The sequence below is a fragment of the Bordetella sp. genome (assembly GCF_051960075.1).
In the GTDB taxonomy this organism is placed as follows: Bacteria; Pseudomonadota; Gammaproteobacteria; order Burkholderiales; family Burkholderiaceae_B; genus Bordetella.
The window spans coordinates 1-26,070 of sequence record NZ_JBQCER010000098.1; the positions used below are offsets into that span (position 1 = coordinate 1).

A 26,070-nucleotide genomic window follows, 5' to 3' on the forward strand; every position below is an offset into this window, starting at 1 on the left:
CGGTGCGGGTCCCCCCAGACAACTTCCCTGGGGGTTTTTTTTATGTGGGTGGCCCGCCCCCCTCCCCCCCCCCCCCCGGGGGGGGGGGGGGGGGTCCGCGCCCCCCCCCCCCCCGCGTCTCTTGTCCGACATGAATTCCACCTCTTCTCGCAGGCCGCCCGCGCGGCGACTCGGCTGGCATGACCCGGGCGTGCGCTCGGCGATCTACCAGGTCGTGGCGGTCGGAGCCGTCGCGCTGGCGGTCTGGTTCCTGATTTCCAACCTGCTGCACAACCTCAGCGCGCGCCACATCACCACCGGCTTCGCTTTTTTGCATCGCGAAGCCGGCTTCGATATCGGCGAGACCCTGCTGGACTATACGCCGGCCAGCACCTATGGCCGGGCCATCTGGGTCGGCGTTCTCAATACCCTGCTGGTTTCGGCGCTGGGCGTGGTGTTCTCCACGCTGCTGGGCACGCTCGTCGGCATCGGCCGGCTGTCGCGCAACTGGCTGATCGCCAAGCTGGCCATGGTCTACGTCGAGGCCGTGCGCAATGTGCCGCTGCTGCTGCAATTGTTCTTCTGGTATTCGATCATCACCGAGAGCATGCCGGGGCCGCGCCAGGCGCATCGGCCGCTGCCGGATGTCTTTCTTTCCAATCGCGGCCTGAAGGTCCCGGCGCTGCGCGGCGTGTCGTTCGATTGGATGCTGCTGGGTCTGGCCGCCGCGCTGGCCGGCATCGTCTTCCTGCGGTTTTGGGGCAGGCGGCGCCAGCAGGCCACCGGGCAGCCTTTTGCGCTGGGACGCTGGGCGCTGGGGCTGCTCCTGGCGCTGCCGTGTCTTGGCTGGCTGCTGAGCGGCCGCCACTTGACGCTCGAAGCGCCCGTTCTCAAGGGGTTCAATTTCGCCGGCGGCTGGACGCTCAGCCCGGAGCTGGCGGCGCTGCTCGTAGGCCTTGTCGTCTACACCACGGCTTTTACCGCCGAGGTGGTGCGCGCGGGCATACAGGCGGTCGATGCCGGCCAGTGGGAGGCAGCCAACTCCCTGGGCCTGCGCCGCGGCCTGGTGCTGCGCCTGGTGGTGCTGCCGCAGGCACTGCGCGTGATCGTGCCGCCCATGACCAGCCAGTATCTCAATCTGGTCAAGAACAGCTCGCTGGCCGTGGCCATCGGCTATCCCGATATCGTGTCGATTCTGGACACCATGATGAACCAGACGGGACAGGCGATCGAAGGAGTGCTGCTCATCATGGCAGCTTATCTCACCGTGAGCCTGACGATCGCCTTCTTCATGAATTGGTACAACCGCCGCGTCGCGCTGGTGGAGCGCTGAAGTGAGCGCCGACCGACGCATCCCCGAAGACGGCCTGCCGCCGCCGACCGATCGCGTCGGCGCGAGGCATTGGCTGCGCGAGCGGCTGTTCTCGTCGCCGCTCAATACCCTTTTGACCGTACTGGCGGCATGGCTGCTGCTCATGGCGTTGCCGCCGCTGGCCGACTGGCTGCTCATCAAGGCGCACTGGACGGGCACCCCCGAAGCCTGCCGCGCCGATCCCGCCGGCGCGTGCTGGGCCTTCATCGCCGACAAGCATCGCTTCATCCTTTTCGGCACCTATCCCTACGAGCAGCAATGGCGGCCGATGCTGGCGACGGTCATCATGATCGCCACGGTCGCGGCCAGCGGCATGCGCCGCTTCTGGAACGTCCGGCTCGTTTTCATCTGGATCGCGGGGCTGGCGGCGTCGGGCGTGTTGATGTGGGGCGGTGTACTGGGCCTCCCCCACGTAGAGGACACGCTCTGGGGCGGCCTGCCGATCACGCTGATGCTGTCGGTGTTCGGCATCGGGGCGGCGTTTCCGCTGGGCGTCGTCCTGGCCCTGGGGCGGCGCTCGCGCATGCCGGCTATTCGCACGCTGTGCGTGGTCTATATCGAACTGATCCGCGGCGTGCCGCTCATCAGTCTGCTCTTCATGGCGTCGGTGATGCTGCCTCTGTTCTTTCCCGAGGGTTTCGACATCGACAAGCTGCTGCGCGCGCAGATCGCCATCATCCTGTTCACGGCCGCCTATATCGCCGAGATCGTGCGCGGCGGCTTGCAGGCCATACCCAAGGGGCAGTACGAGGGCGCGGAATCGCTCGGCCTGTCCTACTGGCAGATGATGCGCAAGATCATTCTGCCGCAGGCGCTGCGCCTGGTGGTCCCGCCCATCGTCAGCACGTTCATCGGGCTTTTCAAAGACACGTCGCTGGTCATCATCATCGGCACGTTCGACTTGATGCTCACGGTCAAGACGGCGATGGCGGACATCGCCTGGCGCGGCTTCAGCGCCGAGGGCTATGTGTTCGTCGGGCTGATCTATTTCGCGTTCTGCTTCGCGATGTCCAAGTACGGCCGGGCGCTGGAAAAGCGGCTCGGCACCGGATATTCGCGCTAGGCACTCCAGGAGTCACATTGCATGGCAGACGCCATCATCCGCATGCGCGACGTCAACAAGTGGTACGGGCAGTTCCACGTGTTGCGCAATATCAATCTCGAGGTGGCGCGCGGCGAGCGCATCGTGATCTGCGGCCCCTCGGGCTCGGGCAAGTCCACGCTGATCCGCTGCATCAACCGGCTGGAGGAGCATCAGCAAGGGAGCATCGTCGTCGACGGCACCGAGCTCACCAACGATCTGCGCCAGATCGAGGCCATACGCCGCGATGTGGGCATGGTGTTTCAACACTTCAATCTTTTTCCGCATCTGACGGTGCTGGAAAATCTGACGCTGGGGCCGAGCTGGGTGCTCAAGCAGCCTTTGGCCCAGGCCCGGGAAACGGCCATGAAGTATCTGGAGCGCGTGCGCATTCCCGATCAGGCCGACAAGTATCCCGGGCAGCTGTCGGGCGGCCAGCAGCAGCGCGTGGCGATCGCGCGCTCGCTGTGCATGAGTCCCAAGATCATGCTGTTCGACGAGCCGACGTCGGCGCTCGATCCGGAAATGGTCAAGGAGGTGCTGGACGTGATGGTGGGCCTGGCGCACGATTCCGGCATGACCATGCTGTGCGTGACGCACGAGATGGGGTTCGCGCGCAAGGTGGCCGACCGGGTGATCTTCATGGATCGCGGCGAGATCATCGAAGAGAACAAGCCGGATGCGTTTTTCGATCATCCCCAGAACGAAAGAACCAAGTTGTTCTTGAGTCAGATACTGCATTGAATTGCTGTCGTTATTTGAGTGTTTGAGGCGTCGGCCGTGTCGCGCCGGCACAGGCGGGCGAGGTGTTCGTCATGCCGGTGACCTAGCTGCTGTCTCGGCAGATTTCAAGCCGCGCGCTTAAGCAGGCCGAGAGGTAGCCTGGAGTATGCTTGGCCGATTTGCCCACAAGGAGACAACGCATGTCACGCTTTTCCCTACCCCGTCGTATCGTCGTGGGCGGCGCCCTGGCGCTGGCCGCGGGTTTGTCCATGGCGCCCTTGTCCGCCCAGGCGGCCGGCGCCTATCCCGACAAGCCGCTGCGCTTCATCGTGCCTTATCCGCCCGGCGGCCCGCTGGACACCACGTCGCGCCTGCTGGCTAAAAAGGTGCAGGCCGAGCTGGGGCAGCCCGTCGTCGTCGAGAACCGCGCCGGCGCGGGCGGCGACATCGGCGCCGACCTGATCGCCAAGGCGCCGCCGGACGGCTACACGCTGGGCATGGGGGCGGTGGCCATCAACGCCATCAACCCCTGGCTGTACAGCAAGCTGCCCTTCAATCCCGACAAGGATTTCGCGCCCGTCACCATCGTGGCCTCGGTACCCAATGTGCTGGAGGTCAACCTGGCCTTCGCACAGAAGAACCACATCAAGACCGTGCACGACCTGATCGCCTACGCCAAGGCGCATCCGGGCAAGCTCAACTTCGGTTCGGGCGGCAACGGCAGCGCGGGCCACCTCGCGGGGGCGCTGTTCAACCTGCGCGCGGGCGTCAAGACCGAGCATATCCCCTACCAGGGCGCGGCGCCGGCGCAACTGGCGCTGCTGTCTGGCCAGTCCGATTTCATGTTCGATAATCTGGCGTCTTCGGCAGGCCTGATCAAGGACGGCAAGGTGCTGGCGCTGGCCGTGACCACGGCCAAGCGCTCTTCGCTGCTGCCCGACCTGCCCACCATGGAGCAGGCGGGCGTGAAGGACTTCGACCTGGGCACCTGGTTTGGCATCATCACCACCGGCGGCACGCCGCCGGCGGTCGTGAACAAGCTGAACAAAGCCTATGCCGACGCGCTGCGCCAGCCCGACGTGCGCAAGCTGCTGCTGTCGATGGGGTCCGACATCCAGCCCATGTCCGTGGCCCAGTTCACCGAGTTCGTCAAGCGTGAAAAGGCCAAGTACAAGCAGATCGTGAAGGCCTCGGGCGCGCATGTGAACTGATCGCCGGCACGCGTCGCGCATGAGGGCGGCTTTTCCCGAGAGGGGAAAAGCCGCTTTTTATTGCGTGTTCTATCCATGTGATCCGGAATATGGTTGATACGAAAATCCCATTATTTGCCGTATATCCCGGCAGATAGAATGCAAGGCATGCCCAAGCCGAGGCAACGAGGAGGAACAAGACCATGATGAGCGAACAAAAAGCGCATGGCGGGCAGCCGGACGACACCCCCGCGCTGCGCCAGCTCTATGCCGATTTCAAATCCAATCACCTCAATCCGCTCTGGACGCAGACCGGCAACCTGATGCCGCGGCATCCCATGCCGCGCGCGCTGCCGCACGTCTGGCAGTGGTCCGAGCTGTACGCGCTGGCCAAGCAGTCCGGCGACCTGGTGCCGGTGGGCCGCGGCGGCGAGCGCCGGGCCATCGGGCTGGCCAATCCGGGGTTGGGCGGCGTGGCCTATGTCTCGCCCACGCTGTGGTGCGCGATCCAGTATCTCGGGCCGCACGAGACCGCGCCCGAGCACCGCCACTCGCAGAACGCTTTCCGCTTCGTGGTCGAAGGCGAGGGCGTGTGGACCGTCGTCAATGGCGATCCGGTGCACATGAGCCGCGGCGACTTCCTGCTCACGCCGGGCTGGTGCTTTCACGGCCACCAGAACGTGCGCGATACGCCCATGGCCTGGCTCGACGGGTTGGACATTCCCTTCAGCTATACCAACGACGTGGGCTTTTTCGAAGTGGGCACCGACGGCCTGACCGACCGGAGCACGCCGGACGTCTCGCGCAGCGAGCGCCTGTGGTGCCACCCCGGGTTGCGGCCCGTGTCGGGGCCACGCAGCACGGTGGCCTCGCCCATCGGCGCCTATCGCTGGGTCCATACCGACCGCGCCCTGGCCGAACAGCTCAAGCTCGAGGACGAAGGCCACCCCGGCGTCGTCGAGTCGGGCCATGCGGCGATCCGCTACACCAACCCGACGACCGGCGGCGACGTCATGCCGACCATCCGCGCCGAGTTCCATCGCCTGCGCGCGGGCACGGCCACCGCGCTGCGGCGCGAGGTCGGCTCGTCGGTATTCCAGGTGTTCGAAGGGCGCGGAGCGGTGGTGCTGGGCGAGACGACCCACAAGCTGGAGAAGGGCGACATCTTCGTCGTACCGAGCTGGGTGACGTGGTCGCTGCAGGCCGAGACGGCGTTCGACCTGTTTCGCTTTTCCGATGCGCCCATCATGGAGCGTCTGCATTTCGACCGTAGCGAGGTTGTTGAGCGCGGGTAGTTCAACACGTGCTTTGTGCGTGTGCATTCCTGACGCTGAGCGAAGCGTCATGCTCCAGCCGCAGGGGCTGACTGGACCCTGCTCAGTCTCGGTGCAAGTTCATTGTGCTCGGGCCGAGGCCTCGTTCAGGGGCCGAGTCGGCCGACCAGGTCTCTGCCTGCCCCCTCGGCCCGAACACGATGGACGTCTCAAGAACTCAATCGCAAGCCTCCAAGTCCTCGAAACCTGACCGCAACAGACCCTAGACCCCCAGATACCGATTGGCCAGCTCGGGGTTCTGCCCGAACGCCTGCGGCGTCCCCTCCCAGACCACGCGCCCCTTCTCCAGCACGTGATGCCGATCGACCAGCGTGGCCATTTCCTTGAGGTTCTTGTCGATTACCAGAATGGTCTGGCCGTCTTCCTTCAGGCGGCGCAGGCAATGCCAGATCTCCTGCCGTATGAGCGGCGCCAGGCCCTCGGTAGCCTCGTCCAGAATCAATAGCCGCGGATTGGTCAGCAGCGCGCGGCCCACGGCCAGCATCTGCTGCTCGCCGCCCGACAGCGTGCGGGCCGACTGCTGGCGCCGCTCCTGCAGGCGCGGAAAGAGTTCGTAGACGCGGCCCAGGTGCCAGCTCGCGCTGTTGCCCGAATCGCCGACACGCGCCGTGGCCAGCAGGTTTTCTTCCACCGACAGCGAAGGAAACACGCGCCGGCCTTCGGGCACCAGGCCCAGGCCCAGCCGCGCGATGCGGTGCGGCGCCAGGCTGGCGATGGACTTGCCGTCGAGCGTCACGCGCCCGCCCTGCGCGGGCAGCATGCCCATCAGCGTCTTGACCGTGGTGGTCTTGCCCATGCCGTTGCGGCCGATGAGCGAGACCACCTGGCGCGGCGCGATTTCCAGGTCCACGCCGAACAGCACCTTGCTGGGGCCATAGCCCGATTCGAGTTTCTCGACGTGCAGCATTATTGTCCGCCCTCCGTGCCGGTGTCCTCTTCTCCCAGATACGCGGCGCGTACATCGGGATGGTTGCGCACTTCGTCCGGCGTGCCGGTGAAGATCGTCTTGCCGTAGACCAGCACGGTGACGCGGTCTGCCAGCGAGAACACGATGTCCATGTCGTGCTCGACCAGCAAAATGGCGTATTGCCCCTTGAGCTCGCGCAGCAGCGCGGCCATGCGCAGCGACTCCTCGGCCCCCAGGCCGGCCATGGGCTCGTCCAGCAGCAGCAGCGTCGCGTCCATGCACAGGGCCATGGCCAGTTCGAGCTGGCGCTTCTCGCCATGGGCCAAGTTGGCCACGCGCTCGTCCAGGCGGTGTCCCAGGCCCGCGCGTTCCAGCGCGCGGCGGGCCGGTTCGCGCAGGCGCGCATCGCGCCGGGCGTTGCGCCACAGATTGAAGCCGCCCGGCATGTGCGCCTGCACCGCCATGGCCGCGTTGTCCTCGACGGTGAACTCCGGATAGACCTGGCTGATCTGGAACGAGCGCGCCAGCCCCGCAGCGGGACGCTGGTGCGCCGGCATGCGGGTAATGTCGCGGCCGTCCAGCAAGATGCTGCCGGCGTCGGGCAGGATCTCGCCGCCGATCTGCGACAGCAGGGTGGTCTTGCCCGCGCCGTTGGGGCCGATGAGCGCGTGCAGTTCGCCCGGCCGCACGGTCAGGTCCACGCCCTGCGTGGCGCTGACCGCGCCGAAGGACTTGCGCAGGTCGCGTATGTCGAGCCTGGCCTGTTCAGTCATGGTACTTGCCTCCGGTGAGCCAGCCGTAGATGCCGCGCTTGCCGAACAGCACCACCAGCACCAGCACCGGTCCCATGATCAGCATCCAGTGTTCGGTATAGGCCGCCGTCGCCTGTTCCAGGCCCAGGTACACCACCGTGCCGGCCACGGGGCCGAAGATCGACCCCATGCCGCCCAGGATGACCATGGACATGAACTCGCCCGACTTCTGCCAGGCCGCCATGTCGGGGCTGACGAAGAGCGCGTAGTTGGCCCAGAGCGCGCCGGCCAGGCCGGTGCCGGCCGCCGACAGCACGAAGGCGGTGATGCGGTAGCGCAGCGGCGCATAGCCCAGGCCCACGCTGCGGCGCGCGTTCTGCTTCAGGCCGCGCAGGGCCATGCCGAAGGGCGAGTGCACGATGCGCCGGCACAGCGCGATCCACAGCACCATGAGCGCCAGGCAGGTGTAGTAGAAGACGTCGGGCGAGGCCAGATTGATGCCGGGCAGGGTGTTGCGCGCATCGATGGCCAGGCCGTCGTCGCCGCCGTAGACCATCAGGCCCACCAGGACGAAATACACCATCTGGCTGAAAGCCAGGGTGATCATGATGAACTGCACGCCCGAGGTGCGCAGCGACAGAAAGCCGATGACCAGGCCGACCAGCGCCGCGACGATCACGGCCAGCGGCCAGATGACCAGCGCCGAATGGCTGCCGGCCCAGCCCAGGAGGGTGTCGCCCTGGCTCATGTGAAAGCCGACGATGCCCACCGTGTAGCCGCCCAGGGCGAAAAAGGCGGCGTGGCCGAAGCTGATCAGGGCGCCGTAGCCCAGGATCAGGTCCAGGCTGACCGCGGCCAGGGCGTAGATGGCGAACTGCGTGCACAGGCTGACCAGGAAGGTCTTGCCCGTGGCCGCGGCGATGAGCGGGGCCAGCGCGAACAGCAGCAGGCCGGCCGCGTTGATGATTGCTTTGCGGGTCATGGGCTTTCTCAGTGGCGCGCGGGGACGAGGCCGCGCGGCTTGAACAGCAGCACGATGGCCATCAGGATGTAGATGCTGGCCGACACCAGGCTGGCGCTGAGCGGATCGCTCAGCTGCGGCGGCAGCACCATGGACGTGAGTGTGGGAATGAAGGCGCGCCCCAGCGCGTCGGTCATGCCGATGAGCAGCGACCCCACCAGCGCGCCGCGCACCGATCCTACGCCGCCCACCACGATCACCACGAACGTGGTGATGAGGATGCGCTCGCCCATGCCGATCTGCACGGCCAGCAGCGGCGCCGCCATCACGCCGGCAAAGCCGCACAGCAGCGCGCCCAGCGAGAAGATCAGCGTGAAGAGGCGCTGCACGTTCACGCCCAGCGCGTCGACCATCTCGCCGTCGTCGGCGCCGGCGCGCACCAGCATGCCGACCCGGGTGCGCGAGATCAGCCACCACAGGCCCACGGCCACCAGCGCGCCGGCGGCGATGAAGGCCAGCCGCATCACCGGGTAGGCCAGGCCGGGCAGCACGAGCACCGAACCGGCCAGGGCCGGCGGGATGCTCATGAACGGCGGGCTGCGGCCGAACAGCACCGAGACCAGCTCGTCGGTGAAGAGCGCCAGGCCCAGCGTCGCCAGCACCTGGTCCAGGTGGTCGCGCCGGTAGAGGTGTCGGATCACCAGCAGCTCGATGACCAGGCCGTACAGGCCGGCGCCCACCAGCGCCGCCAGCATGGCGGCCAGGAAGGAGCCGGTCTTGGCGACCGCGGCGGCCGCGCAGAACGCGCCGACCATGTAGAAGGAGCCATGCGTCAGGTTGATGACGTTCATGATTCCGAACACCAGCGTCAGGCCGGCCGACAGCAGGAACAGCAGCGCGCTGTACTGCAGGCCATTGAGCAGCTGCTCCAAGAGCATCAGCATGCGTGGCTCCTTTTACCGTTAACAGGCCTGGCCGCTTACATCTTGCACTGGCTGACGTACGGGTCGACGTGATCGTGCGCGATGACCTTCACGTTCTTGTAGACCAGCTTGCCCGAGCCGTTGTCTTCGATGTGCAGCAGGTACCAGTCCTGGATGGGGTAGTGGTTGGCGGCGAACTTGAAGTGGCCGCGCACGGTGGCGAAGTCGGCCTTTTGCAGCGCTGCGCGGAAGGCGTCGGCCTTGCCGGTGACGTCGCCGTCGACCGCCTTGAGCGCCGAGGCGATCAGGTTGGCCGTATCGTAGGCCTGGGCCGCGTAGACCGTGGGCGTACGGTGATAGGCCGCCTCGAAGGCCTGCATGAAATGCTGGTTCTGCGCGTTGGGCAGGTCGGCGCTCCACGGCGAGCTCAGGTAGTAGCCCTTGGCGGCCGCGCCGCTGGCGGCCAGCATGCGGTCGTCCATCGAGTAGATGGGGGTGATCATCTTGATCTTGTCGGACAGGCCCGAGTTGGCGAACTGCTTGGCCAGGTTGCTGCCGGCGCCGCCCGGATGGAACTGGAAGATCGCCTCGGGCGCGAGCGAGCGCACGCGCGCCAGCTCCACCGAAAAGTCGGACTGGTCGAGCTTGGTGTAGATCTCGTCGACGAGCTGGCCTTTGTAGGCGCTCTTGAATCCGTTCACCGCATCGCGGCCAGCCTGGTAGTTGGGCGCCATCACGACCATTTTCTTGATGCCCAGCTCGTTGGCCACGTCGCCGGCGGTGTCGCTGTACGAGTCGTTTTCGAAGGCGACCGAGAAGAAGTTTTTATTGCAGGCCTTGCCGGCATAGTTCGACGGGCCGGAGTTCAGGCTGACGTAGAAGCCGCCTGCGTTGAGCACGGTCGGGCCCACGGCGGCCATCACGTTGGAGAAGGTGATGCCGGTGAAGAGGCGGATGCCGTCCTGCACCATCTTGTCGGCGATCTGCTTGGCGTTGGCTGGTTTGAGGCCGTCGTCCTCGACCACCACGTCCACGGGCACGCCGCCCAGCTTGCCGCCGCCTTCCTTGACGGCCAGCATGAAGGCGTCGTGCTCGTCCTCGCCGATGTAGCCGGCGGGGGTGGACAGGGTGCCGATGAAGCCGATCTTCACGGGCTTGACGGTCTGGGCCATGGCCGGGCCGCTGCCCGCCAGGGCGAGCAGCAGGACGGCGGCGATGCGGTGCAGTGCGTGGTTCTTCATGAGTGTCTCCTCGGTATTGAAATTATTGAGATCCGGACGGATTGAAATCAGAGCCTGATGCCGCTCATGCAGTTGTCGGCGTTCCAGCCGTACAGCCACTGCAGCGCGTCGTAGAAGGATTGCTGCGAGCGGCCCTGCCACAACGAATTGCGCACGGCCCGCTCCACGCCCTGGGCGTGATAGATGCGTCCCATCTCGCGCGTGGACCAGAGCACGCGGGCGCTGCGCGGGATGCGCAGCGATTCGTACAGCTTGAACGCGGCGCGCAGGTCGTCCTTGTGCTGCGCCACGGCCAGGCCCAGTGTGACGGCGTCTTCAAGCGCCATGCAGGCGCCCTGGGCCATGTACTGCGACATGGGGTGGGCGGCATCGCCCAGGATGGTGGCGCGGCCGTAGCTCCATTGTTCGACCGGCTCGCGGTCGGCCGTGGCCCAGCGGCGCCACGAGGTCGGGCGGTCCAGCAGCTGGCGCGGTCTGGCATGTATGCCCTGGAAGTAGGACAGCACTTCTTCCTTGCTGCCGTCGCGCACGCCCCATTCTTCCTGTTCGCGGCTGTGGAAGGTCACGACCAGGTTGTATTGCGCGCCGCCGCGCAGCGGGTAGTGCACCAGATGGCAGCGCGGCCCGGCCCACAGCACGGGGGCGTTGATGCGCAGATCTTCGGGCATGTTCTCGCGCTCGACCACGGCGCGGTAGACCACGTGGCCGGTCACGCGCGGCGGATCGCCGATGAGGCTCTGGCGCACCACCGACTTGACGCCGTCGCAGCCCACCACGATGTCGGCGCGATAGGACTTGCCCTGAGCGTCGGTCACCTCGGCGTAGTCGTCGGTCTGCGTGAAGCCCGTGATGTGGGTCGAAGTGTGAAAGGAGATGAGCGGATCGTGCTGCACGCCTTCCAAAATGGCGCCGTGGATATCGGCGCGGTGGATCACGGCGTAAGGGCCGTTGAAGCGCTCCTGGAACGCCTTGCCCGTTTCGATGCGCACGACTTCGCTGTTGTCGACCGCGTCCATCATGATGATGTGGTCGGTGAAAACGGCGCGCTGGCGGGCGATGCGGCCCACGCCCAGCGCATCGAGCGCGGCGAAGGCATTGGGGCCGAGCTGGATGCCGGCGCCGATCTCGCCGATGTGCGCGGCCTGCTCCAGCAGTTGTACGCGGATGCCCTGGCGGGTCAGGGCCAGCGCGGCGGCCAGGCCGCCGATGCCCCCGCCCACGACAATGGCCGATTGAGTGTTCATTGCAGTGCGGTCTCCGGTGATTCCTCGCGAGCGCCCAGGAATACGCCCTGGCGTTCGAGTTGCTGTTGCAGCGCTTGCGGCGCCAGTTGCGCGGGCGCGATGCCGGCGCGCAAGGCCAAGGCAGCCGCGGTGCCCGCCGCTTCGCCCATGACGAAGCAGCTGCCGCTCACGCGCGCAGCCGACTGGCCTTCGTGCGTCATGGAGGCGCAGCGGCCCGCCACCAGCACGTTGTCGGGGATGCCCGGGCCTTGCCTGGGCACGATCATGCGAAAAGGCAGCTGGTTGTAGCCGCGCGATTCGGGAACGGGCGGCCAGACCCACTGCACATCGCCGGCCGTATGGATTTCCAGCGGCCAGCCGTTCACGCCGATGCTGTCGGGAAAGTCCGCGCAGCCCAGCACGTCTTCGCGCGTGAGCAGGTATTGGCCGACGACGCGGCGGGTCTCGCGTATGCCCAGCTGCGGCGCGATATCCAGGATGTAGGCTTTCTCGAAGCCTGGCACTTTGGCACGCAGAAAGGAGAGGTAATCGACGATCTGCCGGCGTCCTTCGAGCTCGGCGGCCGACAGCGAGAGCGCGTCGGTGCCGTCGGCGGCCGAACCGTCGCGGTTGGCCAACTGCGTCACGTTGACGCGCCATTCGTAGTCGTGCTTTTGCGGGCGCACGATGGCGCCGCGCCGCGGGAAGGTGAATTCGCCGCTGGCCTGGGCCTCGTCCATCAGTTTAGGGATGGTCTTCCAGGCCTCTTGCGCGCGCGCGCCGTCGACATTGCCGACCTTGAACATCAGCGTGGGATACATCATGTGCCCGGCCGAGTCGCCCTTCTCGTAGGGCAGGCCGGCCCAGTGCGCCAGGTCGGCATCGCCCGAGCAGTCGATGAAGGTGCGGGCGAGCACCGCGCGGCGCCCGGACTTGGTCTCCAGCAACAGCGCGTCGAGCCGGCCGTCGGCGCCGCGCGTCGTGCCGGTAGCCAGCGCATGGAACAGCAGCTCGACGCCGCAATGCTGGACCAGGCTGTCCGCGGCGCACTTGAAGGCCGAGATGTCGTAGGCCTGTGCGTGGATCTTGCCCAGGATCAGGTGCGGTTCGTTCAACCCGTCCAGGGCGCGCATGCGATCGAGCAGTTCGTCGGTCATGCCGTGCACGACCTGGCGTATGCGGCCGTGCACATTGGCATGCAGGCCGCAGAAGTTGGACACGCCTGCCGCCGTGCCCATGCCGCCCAGAAAGCCGTAGCGCTCGATCAGCAGCACGCGCGCGCCGTTGCGCGCCGCGCTGGCTGCGGCGAGGATGCCGGCAGGGCCGCCGCCGAGCACCGCGACGTCATACTCGCCGTGCAGCGGAACCTGCCGGGCGGGTTCGGTGATCATCATGTCGTCCTCCTGGCGCCGCTCTGGTTTTTTTTCGGCGCGCACTCTGTCAAAGCGAGCCTGCGAGCCCCAGCTTCTTGATGAGCGGGCCCCAGCGGTTGAGCTCTTGATGCATGTAGTCGCTGAACTGCGCCGGCGTGCTGCCCACCGGATCCATGTACATCACGGTCAGCTTCTGGCTGACAGCGGGGTCGTGAATGGCCTGGATCAGGGCGTCGGACAACTTCTTGCGGATGCCCGCCGGCACCTTGGACGAGATCACGAAGCCGGCCCAGGCCGAGCCTTCGACACCGGGCACGCCGGATTCTTTCAGCGTGGGCACATCCGGCAGGAGCGGCGAGCGCTTGGGGAAGGTGACGGCCAGCGCCCGCAGCCTGCCGTCCTTGATCATGGCCATGACCGAGCTCAGCGGCAGGGCGGCGAACTGGGTGTTGCCGGCCAGCAGCGACGTCAGCGCATCGGGCGAAGACGAATAGGCGATGTGAGTGGCTTGCGTATGCGTGTGCTGCAGCATCAGCTCCACGGCCAGTTGCGAGATGGTGCCCACCCCCGGCGACGGGAAATTGAACTTGCCGGGATTCTTCCGGAGCGCATCCAGCAGGCCCTGCACGGTGGTGATGCCCGAAGCGGCCGGCACGACCAGCACATTGGGCTGGTGCACGGCCAGCGTCAGGGGCGCCAGATCGGTGACGGGGTTGTAGGGCAGCTTTTTGTAGATCAACGTGTTGTTCACCAGCGGACCGGTGATCGAGATGCCGAAGGTGTAGCCGTCGGGCTTGGCGTTGGCCATGTCGAAAGTGCCGAGATTGCCGCTGGCGCCGGGGCGGTTCACGATGATCACGTTCTGGCCCAGGATCTTGCCGAGCTTCTCGCCGATGACGCGCGACATCTGGTCGGGGCTGGAACCTGCGCCGAAAGGCACGATGAGCCGCAAGGGCTGGCTGGGCCAGGCGGCCGCATGGGCCGAGGGCGCCGTGCTCGCCGCGCCGGCGGTCAACGCCAGCGCGGCCATGCCTGCGGCCAGGAACTTGCGCCGCAACAATCCGGGGGGGGCGATCTTGTTCATGCTGAGTCTCCGATATTTTTCATCTTGTCGAAATACGCCTGTTCGTTGGCGATGAAGGCCGCCACCAGGGCGCGATAGGCAGTTTCCACGACATCTTCCAGATTGTCGAAGCCCAGGTCGTGCTTGCGGGCCAAGGCGCGCACCTTGGCGTAGACCTCGGCCTGGCGCGCGGGCGCGCTCACCTGAAAGGCGTCGCGCTTGAAGCGCGCCGCGTCTTTCACATACATGGCGCGTTGCGCGATGAGCCGCACGATGTCGTCGTCCAGGCGATCGATGTTCTCTCGCACTTGGGCGAGCGTGCCGCACAGCGGCCGGTAGGCCGGGTCGGCATAGGCGCGCAGCGGCCCACTCTGCGCATCGGGCTCCTGCGCGCTCATCGGTGCGTCCTCATGCCTGAAAATCGGGCTGGGCGCTGGGGGCGGCGTTTTTGAACGCCGGCTGCTGCAGGCAGTGTTCGTAGATCTGCAAGGCGCGCGGGAAGGGCGCCAGGTCGCACTTGTTGCGCAGGGCATTGAACACCTGCGGCACCAGGCAGCAGTCGGCCAGGGTGGGCGCATCGCCGAAGCAATAGTTGCCCTCGCCGCCGTGGCGCACCAGCAGCGCCTCGACGGCGGTCAGGCCCTCGTGGATCCAGTGGGCATACCACGCGTCTTTCTGCTCGGGCGTGACGCCCAGCTCTTTGACCAGATATTTGAGGATGCGCAGATTGTTCACCGGATGAATGTCGCAGGCGACGGCATAGCTCAATTCCAGCACGCGGGCGCGCAGCCTGGCGTCGGTCGGTATCAGGCGCGGCTCGGGGTGCGTGGCGTCGAGATAGTCGATGATGGCCAGCGATTGGCCCAGGTCGAAACCGTCGTCGCGCAGCAGCGGCACGTTGGCGTTGGGATTGAGCGCGACGTAGCCGGGCTCGCGGTGCTGCTTGGCGCGAATGTCCACGGCCTGGTAGTCGTAAGGCAGGCCCTTGAGCCCCAGGGCGATGCGCACACGGTACGAAGTGGAACTGTTGAAGAAGCTGTAGATCTGCATTATTTGGTCACTCGAACGTTGAGGGTGCCCAGACCGTCCACGCCGCCTTCCATCAGATCGCCGGCCACGACGGGCCCCACGCCCTCCGGGGTGCCCGTGTAAATCAGGTCGCCCGGTTCCAGACGGAAGAACTTCGACAGATAGGACACTGTCTCGGCCACCGACCAGATCAGCTTGGGGATTTCGCTGGATTGCCTGGTTTCGCCGTTGACCTTGAGCCATATGCTGGCCTTGTGGATGTCGCCGGCTTGATCCGCAGGATACAACGGCCCTATGGGCGCACTCAGGTCGAAGGCCTTGCCCAGTTCCCAGGGGCGGCCGGCTTCGCGCATCGTCATCTGCAGGTCGCGGCGCGTCATGTCCAGGCCCACGGCATAGCCCCACACGTGTTCCAGGGCCTGCTCGATGGAAATATCGGCGCCGGCCTTGCCAATGGCCGCGACCAGTTCGATCTCGTAGTGGTAGTTGCGGGTTTCGCTGGGGTAGGGCAACGCGAGCGTATCGCCACGAGCCACGGGCACGACGGCGTCGGCCGGCTTGCAGAAGAAAAAGGGCGGCTCGCGGTCGGGATCGAAGCCCATTTCGCGGGCGTGTGCGGCGTAATTGCGGCCCACGCAATACACGCGGCGTACGGGGAAGAGGTCTTTGCTGCCGACGACGGGCACGCCGATGGTGGCCTGGGGGGCGAAAACGTAGGACATGGTGTCTCCTTGTATTTGGCCCATTATGGTGACCCAGATATACGATTTAAAATGATTTAATCTTCTAATTCATGCCATAAAACATATACATTGGGGTGGTCATGGACTGGACTCATCGCCTGCGGCTGCGCAACGTCCGGATGCTGCTCAGCCTGGCGCAGACCCGCAACATCAGCCATTCGGCGACCCTGCTCAACACGACCCAGCCCGGTCTGTCGAAATGGCTGAAGGATCTGGAGCAGGACATCGGGCTGCCGCTGTTCGAGCGCCACGCGCGCGGACTGATTCCCACGCAATACGGCGAGGTACTGATCGAGCACGCGCGCCGTCTGGATGCGCAGCTGGACCGCGCCAGCGGCGATATGGCCGCCCTGCGCGAAGGCAGCGCCGGCCGGGTGGTGATCGGCGCTTCGGGCGCGGCGGCTTCCGATACGGCGCCGCTGGCCATGCTGCGCCTGTTCGAGCGCATGCCTCAGGCCCATGTGAGCCTGGTCGAGGGCACGACGGACCGTCTGCTCGAGCAGCTGGCGCAGGGCGATCTGGACTTGGTCATGGGCCGGGCGATGCCGGGGGGCACGGAGCCGGGCATCGAGACCGAGCCGCTTTACCGCGACCCCATTCACATGGTGACGCGGCCCGATCACCCGCTGCTGTCTCGCTCGCCGCTGGGCTGGGACGATCTGCGCGATTACCGCTGGATCGTCTGGCCGCAGGGCACGCCGGTGCGCACGGCGCTGGAGAAAGCGCTGGCCGACGCCGGCCAGGCGATCCCGCGCGACGCGGTAGAGACGAACTCGGTGACGAGCAACCTCACGCTGCTCAACAACAGCGACATGATCGGCGTGGCCTCGCATCGGGCGGCCCTGCGCCTGGCGCAGATGAACACCTTGCGCGTACTGCCGATAAGCTTGTCGGGGTTCGGCGCGGTGGCGCTGTATTGGCGTCGCGAAAGCTTTCGCCCGCAAGCGGTTCAGGTGGCGATGGACTGCATACGCGAGGTCGTCGCCGCGGGCTCCTGACCGGTTCGTCGCATCGGCCGCGGGCGCGGTGATAGCATGACCGGGTGATGCGCTGGCGGTTCGCGCCGGCCCGTTTCGTTCATCGACAGAGGAAATGCCATGAAACTACGCACTGCGCTGGCCTGTGCCGGCGTCATCATGGGCTTGCTGGGCAGCGGCGCGGCCATCGCCGAGACCACGCTGCGCATCGGCCTGCAGGACGACCCCGATCAGCTCGATCCCGTTCGATCGCGCACCTTCGTCGGGCGCATCGTGTTCGCCTCGTTGTGCGACAAACTGATCGACATCTCGCCCGACCTGAAGTTCGTGCCGCAGCTGGCCCTGTCGTGGCAGACCAGCGGCGACGGCAAGACGCTCACCTTCAAGCTGCGACCGGGCGCCGTCTACCAGGACGACACGCCGATCGACGCCGCGTCGGTGAAAGCCAATCTCGAACGCGCCATGACGCTGCCCGACAGCAATCGCAAGAGCGAGCTGTCCAGCGTCGCCAGCGTCGATGCGCCGGACGCGCAGACGGTGGTGCTGCATCTGAAGCATCCCGACGCGGGCCTGCTCTCGCAGCTGTCCGACCGCGCGGGCATGATGATGTCGCCGGCCAGCTTCGACAAGAACCCCGGCGCCAAGCCGGTGTGCTCGGGCCCCTATCAATTCAAGGAGCGGGTGCAGAACGACCGCATCGTGCTGGACAAGTTTCCCAAGTACTGGGATGCGGCGAACTATCACTTCGACCGGGTGGTCTTCATGCCCATGCCCGATTCCACCATCCGCCTGAACAATCTGCGGTCGGGCGGGCTGAACATCGCCGAGCGCATCGCGCCCAGCGACGTCCCGGCCATCAAGAGCGATCCCAAGCTGGCGCTGATGCCGGTCACCGGCCTGGGCTTCCAGGCCATCTCCATCAACATGGGCAACGGCAAGCGCGCCGACAACCCGCTGGCCAAAGACAAGCGCGTACGTCAGGCGCTGGAACTGGCCATCGACCGCGACGCCATCAACCAGGTGGTGGGCGGCGGCATGTTCCAGCCTGCGCATCAGCCTTTCCCGCCCGCCAGCTTCGCCTACGACAAGAACATGGAGCACGCCGGCAGCAATGTGCAGAAAGCGCGCGAGCTGCTCAAGCAGGCCGGTTACTCGCATGTGAAGTTCGAACTCAGCTACGGCAACAACACCACGATGGAACAGACCATGGAGATGATCCAGGCCATGGGCGCCGATGCGGGCTTCGACATTACGCTGCACCCCATGGAGTTCGCCGCGTTGCAGGCGGCGCTGGCCAAGGGCGATTTCGAGGTCGGGCAGACGGGCTGGTCGGGCCGCGTCGATCCGGGCGGAAATATCGATCCTTATATCCGCTGCAAGGGCGGCCTGAACGACGGCAAGTATTGCGATCCCCAGGTCGATAAGTGGCTGGCCGACGCCGAGCTCACCGCTGACGTAGGCCAGCGCAAGGCGCTGTACGCCAAGGTGCTGGAGAAAATGCGTGACGACCGGCCCGAGATCTATCTCTACTATCTGCCCTGGATCTTCGGCGTGCAGAAGGCGGTTCACGGTTTCGTGCCCTATCCCGACGGCCTTATCCGTCTCAAGGGCGTGACTCTCTCGGGGAATTGAGCATCATGGATATCACCGCGGGCCTGGGCATGTTCACCACGCGCCCTGAAATCGTAGGCAGCTTCGGCGTCGTCACGTCCACGCATTGGTTGGCCAGCGCGTCGGGCATGGCCATGCTCGAGCGCGGCGGCAACGCTTTCGACGCCGCGGTGGCGGCCGGTTTCGTGCTGCACGTGGTCGAGCCTCACCTGGTGGGGCCGGCGGGCGAAGTGCCGGTGTTGCTGCATTCGGCCCGCACCGGGCGCACCGAAGTGCTGTGCGGGCAGGGCCCGTCGCCGGCAGGCGCCACGCTGGAGGCTTACCGTGCGCTGGACCTGGGCCTGATCCCCGGCAACGGACTGCTGCCGGCGGTGATACCGGGCGCCTTCGACGCCTGGATGCTGCTTCTGCGCGATCACGGCACGCTGCGCCTGCGCGACGTGCTGGAGCCGGCCATACACTACGCCGAGCACGGCCATGCGCTGATGCCGCGCATCGCAGCCACCATCGCGGGGCTGCAGGATTTTTTCAAGCAGCACTGGCGCTCGACCTGCGACGTCTATCTGCCGGGCGGAGCGGCGCCGCAGGCGCGCAAGCTGTTTCGCAACCCCTGGCTGGCGCAGACCTGGAAGCGCGTGCTGCGCGAGGCCGAGAGCGCGGGCGGCGACCGCGAACGACAGATCGAAGCGGCACGCAATGCCTTCTACCGCGGCTTCGTGGCCGAGGCCATCGACCGTTTCGCGCGCACCGAGGTCATGGATGAAAGCGGCGCGCCGCATCGCGGCGTGCTCACGGCCGACGACATGGCGAGCTGGTCGGCGCACTACGAAGCGCCGCTCGCCTACGACTACGGCGACTACACCGTGGTCAAGGCCGGGGCGTGGAGCCAGGGCCCCGTGTTCCTGCAGACGTTGGCCTTGCTCAAGGGCATGGACATGCAAGGCGCCGGGCCCAACAGCGCCGAGTTCGTGCACCGCCTGACCGAGGCCATGAAGCTGGCCTTCGCCGATCGCGAGGTCTACTACGGCGATCCCGATTTTGTCGAGGTACCGCTGGCGCATCTGCTTTCCGACGGCTACAACGACGCGCGCCGCGCCTTGATCGGCGAGCGCGCCTCGCACGAATTGCGGCCGGGCACGGCGCCGGGCTACGAGGCGCAGGTGGCGCGCGTGATGGACGTGCTGTCGCGCATGTCCAAGGTGACGCGCGCCGGCGAGGCATCGAGCGAGCCCACCATGGCCGACATGCGCGCGGCGGGAACGCCCGCCCCCGGTTCGGTGCGGCGCGGCGACACCACGCACGTCGACGTCATCGACCGCTGGGGCAATATGGTGTCGGCCACGCCTTCGGGCGGCTGGCTGCAGTCTTCGCCCGTCATTCCCGAACTGGGTTTCGCGTTGAGCACGCGCGCGCAGATGTTCTGGCTGGAGCCGGGTCTGCCCAATACGCTGGCGCCGCGCAAGCGGCCGCGCACCACGCTCACGCCCTCGCTGGCGCTGCGCGAAGGCAAGCCCTATATGGCGTTCGGCACGCCGGGCGGCGATCAGCAGGAGCAATGGCAGCTGCTGCTGTTTTTGCGCCATGTGCATCACGGGATGAACCTGCAAGAGGCCATCGATCAACCCATGTCGCACACCATGCACTTTCCCAGTTCGTTCTATCCGCGCGACCGCAAGCCTGGGCATCTTGCCGCCGAGGCGTCGTTCGGCCGCGCGGTGCTGGACGATCTGCGCGCTCGCGGGCACGAGCTGGAAGAAGTGCCGCAGTGGACGGTGGGCCGCCTGACCGCCGCCACGCGCGATGCCGACGGCATGCTGCACGCGGCGGCCACGCCCCGGTTGATGCAGGCGTATGCGGTAGGCCGTTAGGCGTCCCGACCCGCTGGCCCGCAGGTCGAGAAGGCTACTTCAACCGCACCGGCACGAAGATCTTGTTGTCGCCGCGCTGGATCAGCAACGCGATCGTGCCCTTGGCATGGGCGACTTCCTTGCGCACCTGATCCACGTTGGTGGCGGGCACGCCGTTGATGGCCAGGATCACGTCTTCGGGCTGGATGCCGGCGCGCTCCGCCGCACCCGATACCTGTTCCACCAGCAGGCCTTGCGTGCCGATCGCGCTGGCCTCCTGCGGCGTGAGCGGACGCAGCGCAACGCCCAGTTTGCCGTGCGCGGAGGACGCGCTGCTATCGGCGGCGGAGACGCCGCTGCTGTCGAGCTTGCCCAGCGTGGCGGTCATCGTCATGGGCTTGCCGTTGCGCCAGACGTCCATCGTTATCTTTTGGCCCGGTGCGTCCATGTTGATGGCCGATGCCAGGTCGCCCGACGAGACGATCTCGCGGCCGTCGATCTTGCGGATGATGTCGCCGGGCTTGAGGCCCGCATGCTCGGCTGCGCTGTCCTTCATGACGCTGGCAATGAGAGCGCCCGACGGCGAGGGCAGGTTGAACGAATCGGCCAGGTCCTGATTGACTTCCTGCGCCGTTACGCCCAGCCGGGCATGCTGAACCTTGCCGTGCGCCAGAATCTGGTCCTTGATCTTTTCGGCCACGTCGATCGGGATCGAGAACGACAGGCCCTGGTAGCCGCCGGTCTTGGTGTAGATCTGCGAATTGATGCCCACCACTTCGCCTTGCGAATTGAAAAGCGGTCCGCCGGAGTTGCCGGGGTTCACCGGCACGTCGGTCTGGATGAAGGGTACGCTGGTGTCATCGGGCAGCGAGCGGCCCAGGGCGCTGACGATGCCGGCGGTCGCCGTGCTCTCCAGGCCGTAGGGCGAGCCGATGGCCAGCACCCAGTCGCCCACTTGCAGGCTGGACACGTGGCCGATCTTCACGGTGGGCAGATTCGTGGCGTCGATCTTGATCACGGCCACGTCGGTCTGCGGGTCGCTGCCCAGCACCTTGGCATGATATTCGCGGCGGTCGGTGAGCTTGACGACGACCGATTTGGCGTCTTTGACCACATGCGCGTTGGTCAGGATGATGCCGTTGGAGCTGATGATGAAACCCGATCCCACGCCTTCCATGGGCACATTGTGCGAGCCTTGCGGCATGCCCGGAAAACCGGGGAACTGCCCGAAGAACTGCTGGAAGGGATCGCCCTGGCTGTCGCTGACTTTCTCCACGCCCTTCACGGTGATGTTGACCACTGCCGGACCGTATAGCTTGTTGATCTGCGCGAAATTGGGCGTGGTCACCACGCCGATCGGGGCCGATGATAGCGTCGGGGCCAGGGTGGTCTGGGCGTATGCCGTGCCGCCGTAGGCGGCCAGGCCGGCGCCGCCGATGGCGCCGGCGGCGAGCAGAACCAGCGTCAAGCGGGCGATTTTCTTGGTCGGACGTTGCGTCGAATTCATGATGGGGCTCCTTGAGGCCAGGTGAAACACGGCCTCATGGTGCAGGCGCCCGCTTAGGCGAATCTTAAGAACGCATCGACGAGACCTTTGATCCGCTAGCTTGAAATCGACGGAAACACGACCTGCGCACGCAGCCCGCCGCCCGGCGCTTCGTCCAGCGTGACCGTGGCGCCGTGCCGGCCTGCCAGCGTGCGCACGAGCGCCAGTCCCAGGCCGCTGCCTGCGGCGCCCGCGTCGGCGCCGCGGTAAAAGCGGTCGAAAACGCGTTCGCGCTCGCCGGGCCGGATGCCCGGCCCGGTGTCGTCCACGGTGAGTGTCACAGAGCTGCCGACGCTGACGTCGATGCGCACTGCGCCGGCTTCGGGCGTGTATTTGATGGCGTTGTCCAGCAGATTGCGCGCCAGCAGCACGAGCGCGTCGGCCTGGCCGTCGATCATGGCCGTGTCCGGGCCGTCGAGCGCGATGTCGATGCGTTTGGCGTTGGCCTGCGGCAGAGTCTGCGACACGGCGTCGCGCACGGCCTGCACCAGATCGGTGGGCGCCAGGTGCAGGTGCGGCGCGCCGCCTTCGTGGCGCGCCATGGACAGCAGTTGTTCGATGAGGCGCGTGGCGCGCCCCACGCCTTCGCTCAGGCGGCCGATGGCCTGCTCGCGCGCCGCATCGTCGGCGGCGCGGCGCAGGCTCTGCAGCTGCAACTGCAAGGCGGCCAGCGGCGTGCGCAGCTCATGTGCGGCGTCGCCGACGAATTGCTGCTGCGAGGCGAAGGCCTGCCGCACGCGTTCCAGCAGCAGGTTCAGCTCCTGAACCAACGGCCGGATTTCATCGGGCAGCCCGTCGTCGGACACGGGCGAAAGATCGTCGGGCTGGCGTGCCGCCAATTGTGTGCGCGCGCGCTCGACGGGCCGCAGGGAAAGGCTCACCACCCACCACACCACCAGCATCAGGATCGGCGCCATCACCAGGGTCGGCCCCACCGAGCGCAGCACCAGATCGCGCGCGGTGAGACGGCGCACGCGCATGTCCTGCGCGACCTGAGTCACCTGCAGCGGCGTGGACATGGCATAGACGCGGTAGGTGGCGTCGCCGGTCTGCACCGTGGAAAAGCCCAGTTTGACCGGATCGGGCAGCAGGCGACCCGAGGCGGAACGGTAAAGCTGCACGCCGTCCACGGTCCAGATCTGGATGATGAGACTGTCCACCGAGTTGGCGGGCACGCCGGGCACCGCCAGGGGCGTATTGTTCAGCTGCAGATCGCCGTCGCTCAGCGACAGGGCCGTGCTGCGCAACTGTGCATCATAGAGTTCGTCGGTTTGCGCGAGCGTGCCGCGATAGGCCACGCCGGCCTGGATGAGCGCGGCGGCGAAGATCGACCCCAGCAGAAACAGCAGCAGCCGCGTGCGCAGCGATGTAACGGCCCGACGCATCAGGTTTCCACCGCCTTGCCGCCCTGCTTGGGGATGACATAGCCCACGCCGCGCACGGTCTGGATGAAACGGTGCCCCAGCTTTTTGCGCAGGCCGTGTACGTAGACCTCGACGGCGTTGCTGGCGATTTCTTCTTCCCAGCTGTAGAGCTTTTCTTCGAGCTGGGCGCGCGAATAGATCATGCCGGGGCGCGCGATCAGCGGCTGCAGGACGGCCCATTCTCGGGCCGTGAGCGTAACGGGGGCGCCGTCCACCGACGCCTCGCGCGTCTGCGGGTCGATGCGCACGTTGCCATGTTCGAACGCGGGTTCGGCATGGCCGGCGCTGCGCCGCAGCAGCGCGCGGATGCGGGCCAGCAGCTCATCGGGATCGTAAGGTTTGACCACATAGTCGTCGGCGCCGGCGTCCAGTCCGGCGATGCGGTCGCCGACGGCGTCGCGCGCGGTGGCGATCAGAACCGGCGTGCGGTCGTGCCGCCCGCGCAATTCGCGCAGCACCGACAGGCCGTCGCGGTTGGGCAGGCCCAGATCCAGCAGCACCAGGTCGTAGACGCCGGCGCGCAGCGCCGTAGAAGCGCGTTCGCCGTCGCGCTCCCAGTCGGTCGCATAGCCGTCGGCGCGCAGGCAGTCCTGTAAGCCGGTGCCGATCATCGCGTCGTCTTCGACAAGCAGAATGCGCATGAGCGTGGCTTGATATGGGGTTCGAACAGGAGTTAAGAATAGGCGATGTCGAGAGCCAACGGTAGAATCCCGGCCATGCAGCGACCTCGACGATTCTGGCGCCGTCCCGCGGCGTTCCGCTCAGGCCGGCGCCTGGTTCCCGACCGACTGTCGGTCATGTTGCTGGCCGCGGCGGCGGTGGGGGTGCTCGGCGCGCTGGCCACCATGGTGTTCCGCGCAGGGCTCGAACTCATGCAGGTTTTGCTGGGGCGGCAGCCGGCGCACGGCATGGTATCGCTGGCCCACAGCCTGCCCGACTGGGAGCGCCTGTTCCTGCCCGTCGTCGGCGGCGCCGTGGCGGGGGCGATCCTGCATTGGGCGCGCAGCAAGTTGCCGCCTCAGGGTGCAGGCGACTACATGGAAGCGATCTCGCTGGGGCGCGGCTTCATCGGCTTGCGCCAGACCATGGTGCGCAGCCTGTCGGCCTTTTGCTCCATCACCACGGGGTCTTCCATAGGCCGCGAAGGTCCCATGGTGCAGATCGCGGCCATGCTGGCGTCGGTGTGCGGCCGCTGGCTGGTCTGGCCGCCGGAGCGCCTGCGCCTGCTGGTGGCCTGCGGCGCCACGGCGGGCCTGACGGCGGTCTACAACGCGCCCATCGCCGGCGCCCTGTTCGTCTCCGAGATTATCTACGGCTCGGTATCGTCGGCCACGCTGGTGCCTCTGGTGGTGGCCTCGGTGGCAGCCAATATGGTCACGCGCCAGTTGCTGCATTACGACGCCGTGTATCACATGCCGGCCTTCGATTTTTCTTCGCCCTGGGAGGTATTCACCTATCTCGGCCTGGGCGTGCTGGCCGGCGTGGTGGCGCCCTGGTATCTGCAGATGCTCAACGGTGCCAAGCGTCTGTTCTCGCGATTCATCGGCCCGCTGTGGCTGCGTCTGGCCGCGGGCGGCCTGGTGGTGGGCGTGATCTCGGTGGGTTGGCCCCAGGTCTGGGGCAACGGCTACAGCGTGGTCAACTCGCTGCTGCACGAGCCCTGGGCCTGGCAGACGGTCGCGGTGGTGTTCGTGATGAAACTGTTGGCGACCTCGGCCAGCTCGGGATCGGGCGCCGTGGGCGGCACCTTCACGCCCACCTTGTTCATGGGCGCCGCGCTGGGGCATCTGTACGGCTCGGCGCTGCATGCCGCGCTGCCTCAGGCGTCGATCAGCAGCTATGCCGTGGTCGGCATGGGCGCCCTGCTGTCGGCGGCCACCCATGCGCCGCTCATGTCGATTCTGATGATATTCGAGATGACGCTCAGCTATCAGGCCATGTTGCCGTTGATGACGGCCTGCGTCATGGGCTATGTCGTGGCCCACGCGCTGGGCGGAAAATCCATGTATGCCCATTCCCTGGGCGACGATCGCGGCGCGCGGCGCGGCGCAGCCCGATAAAAAAATGGCCTATGACGGGCCATTTTTCCTGGTGGCGGCAGCGGCGCAGCGCTACTTCGTCGGCGACGGCGTGGGCGCCGTCATCGGAATGATGGTCATGCGCAGCTGCGAGTGAGGTTCTTCGTAATCGTGGTGCACGGGCTTGCGCGCGATGGGCTTGGGCGCCTCGATAACGGGCGCGGTCGTGGTGGTGGCAGCGGGTTGCTCGGCGGTGCGCGGCGCCGGGCTGGCAATGGGCACCGGAGCCGTTTCGGCGGTCTGGGCGGCGGGCGCGGGGACTGCCGGCGGGTTTGTGGCTGCCGCTGGCGCTGACGCAGGCTCGGGCGCCGATTGCGCCGCAACCGGGAGGGCAGGCTGCGCGGCGGTCTCCGCGGGGGCTGCCGCTGCTGCCGCCGCCGCGTGGCTGGCGTCGAGCTGGCGCTGCAGATCGTCGATCTGAGTCTGCAGGCGCTGCCGCTCCAGCGTGGCGGCGTTCAATTCGCTGCGCACTTGCTCGGACTGCTCGGTAGACAGCCGCGGCGGCCCGTAGTTGGTTTGCAGAAACAGTACGCCGCCGGCGCCCAGAGCGATGCCGATGAACAGCAATCCCAGGCCGCGCGGCAGGCGCCGATTGTGCCGACCGGGCTGATAAACAGACGGTTTGAAAACCGGACGTCCCGATTGTCCGAGCATGCCCATGTAAGACTTCCTGTGCCTAGGGTTTGGTGTAAA

24 protein-coding genes are annotated in these 26,070 nt (G+C 66.6%); 9 read left to right on the forward strand and 15 right to left on the reverse strand.

What is annotated here, in order from left to right:
• The first annotated feature begins 130 nt into the window (after positions 1 to 130).
• From ACTHJ1_RS17255 to ACTHJ1_RS17275, 5 genes are all read left to right on the forward strand, one after another.
• Positions 131 to 1,312 (forward strand): amino acid ABC transporter permease, encoded by a 1,182-nt coding sequence (locus ACTHJ1_RS17255; RefSeq protein WP_440194973.1) that lies wholly within the window; start codon positions 131 to 133, stop codon positions 1,310 to 1,312.
• Position 1,313: 1 nt separating this feature from the next.
• Entirely contained in the window at positions 1,314 to 2,414 is a 1,101-nt protein-coding gene (locus ACTHJ1_RS17260; protein WP_440194976.1) for an amino acid ABC transporter permease, read from the forward strand.
• A 21-nt stretch (positions 2,415 to 2,435) separates the two neighbouring features.
• Positions 2,436 to 3,176, forward strand: coding sequence for an amino acid ABC transporter ATP-binding protein (locus tag ACTHJ1_RS17265; protein ID WP_440194978.1), 741 nt, complete (start codon positions 2,436 to 2,438; stop codon positions 3,174 to 3,176).
• A 179-nt stretch (positions 3,177 to 3,355) separates the two neighbouring features.
• Positions 3,356 to 4,366, forward strand: a complete 1,011-nt coding sequence (locus tag ACTHJ1_RS17270; RefSeq protein ID WP_440194981.1) for a Bug family tripartite tricarboxylate transporter substrate binding protein — start codon at positions 3,356 to 3,358, stop codon at positions 4,364 to 4,366.
• Positions 4,367 to 4,548: 182 nt separating this feature from the next.
• The gene (locus ACTHJ1_RS17275) at positions 4,549 to 5,640 is read left to right on the forward strand and encodes a cupin domain-containing protein (RefSeq protein WP_440194984.1); all 1,092 of its coding nucleotides are present in this window, start codon (positions 4,549 to 4,551) and stop codon (positions 5,638 to 5,640) included.
• Positions 5,641 to 5,881: 241 nt separating this feature from the next.
• Here ACTHJ1_RS17275 and ACTHJ1_RS17280 read toward each other — a convergent pair whose 3' ends face one another.
• The 11 genes from ACTHJ1_RS17280 to ACTHJ1_RS17330 are packed head-to-tail and all read right to left on the reverse strand — an operon-like array spanning position 5,882 to position 15,873.
• Positions 5,882 to 6,586 (reverse strand): ABC transporter ATP-binding protein, encoded by a 705-nt coding sequence (locus ACTHJ1_RS17280; protein WP_440194986.1) that lies wholly within the window; start codon positions 6,584 to 6,586, stop codon positions 5,882 to 5,884.
• The gene (locus ACTHJ1_RS17285; protein WP_440194988.1) at positions 6,586 to 7,359 is read right to left on the reverse strand and encodes an ABC transporter ATP-binding protein; all 774 of its coding nucleotides are present in this window, start codon (positions 7,357 to 7,359) and stop codon (positions 6,586 to 6,588) included. Before ACTHJ1_RS17285 ends, ACTHJ1_RS17280 begins: the two co-directional genes overlap by 1 nt.
• Positions 7,352 to 8,320 carry a branched-chain amino acid ABC transporter permease gene (locus ACTHJ1_RS17290; protein ID WP_440194991.1) on the reverse strand — a complete coding sequence of 323 codons (969 nt, stop codon included), beginning with the start codon at positions 8,318 to 8,320 and terminating at the stop codon, positions 7,352 to 7,354. Before ACTHJ1_RS17290 ends, ACTHJ1_RS17285 begins: the two co-directional genes overlap by 8 nt.
• A gap of 8 nt (positions 8,321 to 8,328) precedes the next feature.
• Positions 8,329 to 9,243, reverse strand: a complete 915-nt coding sequence (locus tag ACTHJ1_RS17295; RefSeq protein ID WP_440194993.1) for a branched-chain amino acid ABC transporter permease — start codon at positions 9,241 to 9,243, stop codon at positions 8,329 to 8,331.
• A 35-nt stretch (positions 9,244 to 9,278) separates the two neighbouring features.
• A complete protein-coding gene (locus tag ACTHJ1_RS17300; protein WP_440194996.1) occupies positions 9,279 to 10,463 on the reverse strand; it encodes an ABC transporter substrate-binding protein in 1,185 nt (394 codons plus the stop codon).
• A gap of 47 nt (positions 10,464 to 10,510) precedes the next feature.
• Positions 10,511 to 11,707 (reverse strand): 3-hydroxybenzoate 6-monooxygenase, encoded by a 1,197-nt coding sequence (locus ACTHJ1_RS17305; protein ID WP_440194999.1) that lies wholly within the window; start codon positions 11,705 to 11,707, stop codon positions 10,511 to 10,513.
• Complete coding sequence (locus ACTHJ1_RS17310) at positions 11,704 to 13,080, reverse strand: FAD-dependent oxidoreductase (RefSeq protein WP_440195001.1); 1,377 nt, start codon at positions 13,078 to 13,080, stop codon at positions 11,704 to 11,706. Before ACTHJ1_RS17310 ends, ACTHJ1_RS17305 begins: the two co-directional genes overlap by 4 nt.
• Before the next feature lie 46 nt (positions 13,081 to 13,126).
• Entirely contained in the window at positions 13,127 to 14,143 is a 1,017-nt protein-coding gene (locus tag ACTHJ1_RS17315; RefSeq protein WP_440195004.1) for a Bug family tripartite tricarboxylate transporter substrate binding protein, read from the reverse strand.
• Positions 14,140 to 14,520 carry a chorismate mutase gene (locus ACTHJ1_RS17320; protein WP_440195007.1) on the reverse strand — a complete coding sequence of 127 codons (381 nt, stop codon included), beginning with the start codon at positions 14,518 to 14,520 and terminating at the stop codon, positions 14,140 to 14,142. The genes ACTHJ1_RS17315 and ACTHJ1_RS17320 overlap by 4 nt, the downstream gene beginning before the upstream one ends.
• Before the next feature lie 10 nt (positions 14,521 to 14,530).
• Positions 14,531 to 15,172, reverse strand: a complete 642-nt coding sequence (maiA, locus tag ACTHJ1_RS17325) for a maleylacetoacetate isomerase (protein WP_440195010.1) — start codon at positions 15,170 to 15,172, stop codon at positions 14,531 to 14,533.
• Positions 15,172 to 15,873: a fumarylacetoacetate hydrolase family protein gene (locus ACTHJ1_RS17330; RefSeq protein WP_440195013.1), complete on the reverse strand. Its 702-nt coding sequence runs from the start codon at positions 15,871 to 15,873 to the stop codon at positions 15,172 to 15,174. Before ACTHJ1_RS17330 ends, maiA begins: the two co-directional genes overlap by 1 nt.
• 101 nt (positions 15,874 to 15,974) lie before the next feature.
• Here ACTHJ1_RS17330 and ACTHJ1_RS17335 point away from each other — a divergent pair, with 101 nt between their 5' ends.
• The 3 genes from ACTHJ1_RS17335 to ACTHJ1_RS17345 all read left to right on the forward strand — a co-directional run bounded on the left by ACTHJ1_RS17335 (position 15,975) and on the right by ACTHJ1_RS17345 (position 20,350).
• Positions 15,975 to 16,892 carry a LysR family transcriptional regulator gene (locus ACTHJ1_RS17335; RefSeq protein WP_440195016.1) on the forward strand — a complete coding sequence of 306 codons (918 nt, stop codon included), beginning with the start codon at positions 15,975 to 15,977 and terminating at the stop codon, positions 16,890 to 16,892.
• 99 nt (positions 16,893 to 16,991) lie between these two features.
• The gene (locus ACTHJ1_RS17340; RefSeq protein ID WP_440195019.1) at positions 16,992 to 18,503 is read left to right on the forward strand and encodes an ABC transporter substrate-binding protein; all 1,512 of its coding nucleotides are present in this window, start codon (positions 16,992 to 16,994) and stop codon (positions 18,501 to 18,503) included.
• Between the two features lie 29 nt (positions 18,504 to 18,532).
• A complete protein-coding gene (locus tag ACTHJ1_RS17345) occupies positions 18,533 to 20,350 on the forward strand; it encodes a gamma-glutamyltransferase family protein (RefSeq protein WP_440195072.1) in 1,818 nt (605 codons plus the stop codon).
• A gap of 34 nt (positions 20,351 to 20,384) precedes the next feature.
• Here ACTHJ1_RS17345 and ACTHJ1_RS17350 read toward each other — a convergent pair whose 3' ends face one another.
• From ACTHJ1_RS17350 to ACTHJ1_RS17360, 3 genes are all read right to left on the reverse strand, one after another.
• Positions 20,385 to 21,836, reverse strand: coding sequence for a Do family serine endopeptidase (locus ACTHJ1_RS17350; protein ID WP_440195022.1), 1,452 nt, complete (start codon positions 21,834 to 21,836; stop codon positions 20,385 to 20,387).
• A gap of 95 nt (positions 21,837 to 21,931) precedes the next feature.
• The gene (locus ACTHJ1_RS17355) at positions 21,932 to 23,260 is read right to left on the reverse strand and encodes an ATP-binding protein (RefSeq protein WP_440195024.1); all 1,329 of its coding nucleotides are present in this window, start codon (positions 23,258 to 23,260) and stop codon (positions 21,932 to 21,934) included.
• Entirely contained in the window at positions 23,260 to 23,940 is a 681-nt protein-coding gene (locus ACTHJ1_RS17360) for a response regulator (RefSeq protein ID WP_440195027.1), read from the reverse strand. The genes ACTHJ1_RS17355 and ACTHJ1_RS17360 overlap by 1 nt, the downstream gene beginning before the upstream one ends.
• Positions 23,941 to 24,015: 75 nt before the next feature.
• Here ACTHJ1_RS17360 and ACTHJ1_RS17365 point away from each other — a divergent pair, with 75 nt between their 5' ends.
• Positions 24,016 to 25,359: a ClcB-like voltage-gated chloride channel protein gene (locus ACTHJ1_RS17365; RefSeq protein WP_440195030.1), complete on the forward strand. Its 1,344-nt coding sequence runs from the start codon at positions 24,016 to 24,018 to the stop codon at positions 25,357 to 25,359.
• 51 nt (positions 25,360 to 25,410) lie between these two features.
• Here the strand turns inward: ACTHJ1_RS17365 and ACTHJ1_RS17370 are convergent, their stop codons facing one another.
• Complete coding sequence (locus tag ACTHJ1_RS17370; RefSeq protein ID WP_440195075.1) at positions 25,411 to 26,031, reverse strand: hypothetical protein; 621 nt, start codon at positions 26,029 to 26,031, stop codon at positions 25,411 to 25,413.
• Between the last annotated feature and the right edge of the window lie 39 nt (positions 26,032 to 26,070).

Excerpts from the sequence above, each read along its gene's own strand:
- ACTHJ1_RS17315 (WP_440195004.1), bottom strand. The coding sequence starts at position 14,143 with ATGAACAAGATCGCCCCCCCCGGATTGTTGCGGCGCAAGTTCCTGGCC.
- ACTHJ1_RS17255 (WP_440194973.1), top strand. The coding sequence starts at position 131 with ATGAATTCCACCTCTTCTCGCAGGCCGCCCGCGCGGCGACTCGGCTGG.
- ACTHJ1_RS17360 (WP_440195027.1), bottom strand. The coding sequence starts at position 23,940 with ATGCGCATTCTGCTTGTCGAAGACGACGCGATGATCGGCACCGGCTTA.
- ACTHJ1_RS17285 (WP_440194988.1), bottom strand. The coding sequence starts at position 7,359 with ATGACTGAACAGGCCAGGCTCGACATACGCGACCTGCGCAAGTCCTTC.
- ACTHJ1_RS17370 (WP_440195075.1), bottom strand. The coding sequence starts at position 26,031 with ATGCTCGGACAATCGGGACGTCCGGTTTTCAAACCGTCTGTTTATCAG.
- ACTHJ1_RS17275 (WP_440194984.1), top strand. The coding sequence starts at position 4,549 with ATGATGAGCGAACAAAAAGCGCATGGCGGGCAGCCGGACGACACCCCC.
- ACTHJ1_RS17335 (WP_440195016.1), top strand. The coding sequence starts at position 15,975 with ATGGACTGGACTCATCGCCTGCGGCTGCGCAACGTCCGGATGCTGCTC.
- ACTHJ1_RS17320 (WP_440195007.1), bottom strand. The coding sequence starts at position 14,520 with ATGAGCGCGCAGGAGCCCGATGCGCAGAGTGGGCCGCTGCGCGCCTAT.
- maiA (WP_440195010.1), bottom strand. The coding sequence starts at position 15,172 with ATGCAGATCTACAGCTTCTTCAACAGTTCCACTTCGTACCGTGTGCGC.
- ACTHJ1_RS17330 (WP_440195013.1), bottom strand. The coding sequence starts at position 15,873 with ATGTCCTACGTTTTCGCCCCCCAGGCCACCATCGGCGTGCCCGTCGTC.
- ACTHJ1_RS17350 (WP_440195022.1), bottom strand. The coding sequence starts at position 21,836 with ATGAATTCGACGCAACGTCCGACCAAGAAAATCGCCCGCTTGACGCTG.
- ACTHJ1_RS17290 (WP_440194991.1), bottom strand. The coding sequence starts at position 8,320 with ATGACCCGCAAAGCAATCATCAACGCGGCCGGCCTGCTGCTGTTCGCG.
- ACTHJ1_RS17295 (WP_440194993.1), bottom strand. The coding sequence starts at position 9,243 with ATGCTGATGCTCTTGGAGCAGCTGCTCAATGGCCTGCAGTACAGCGCG.
- ACTHJ1_RS17345 (WP_440195072.1), top strand. The coding sequence starts at position 18,533 with ATGTTCACCACGCGCCCTGAAATCGTAGGCAGCTTCGGCGTCGTCACG.
- ACTHJ1_RS17305 (WP_440194999.1), bottom strand. The coding sequence starts at position 11,707 with ATGAACACTCAATCGGCCATTGTCGTGGGCGGGGGCATCGGCGGCCTG.
- ACTHJ1_RS17280 (WP_440194986.1), bottom strand. The coding sequence starts at position 6,586 with ATGCTGCACGTCGAGAAACTCGAATCGGGCTATGGCCCCAGCAAGGTG.
- ACTHJ1_RS17355 (WP_440195024.1), bottom strand. The coding sequence starts at position 23,260 with ATGCGTCGGGCCGTTACATCGCTGCGCACGCGGCTGCTGCTGTTTCTG.
- ACTHJ1_RS17270 (WP_440194981.1), top strand. The coding sequence starts at position 3,356 with ATGTCACGCTTTTCCCTACCCCGTCGTATCGTCGTGGGCGGCGCCCTG.
- ACTHJ1_RS17365 (WP_440195030.1), top strand. The coding sequence starts at position 24,016 with ATGCAGCGACCTCGACGATTCTGGCGCCGTCCCGCGGCGTTCCGCTCA.
- ACTHJ1_RS17340 (WP_440195019.1), top strand. The coding sequence starts at position 16,992 with ATGAAACTACGCACTGCGCTGGCCTGTGCCGGCGTCATCATGGGCTTG.
- ACTHJ1_RS17300 (WP_440194996.1), bottom strand. The coding sequence starts at position 10,463 with ATGAAGAACCACGCACTGCACCGCATCGCCGCCGTCCTGCTGCTCGCC.
- ACTHJ1_RS17265 (WP_440194978.1), top strand. The coding sequence starts at position 2,436 with ATGGCAGACGCCATCATCCGCATGCGCGACGTCAACAAGTGGTACGGG.
- ACTHJ1_RS17310 (WP_440195001.1), bottom strand. The coding sequence starts at position 13,080 with ATGATGATCACCGAACCCGCCCGGCAGGTTCCGCTGCACGGCGAGTAT.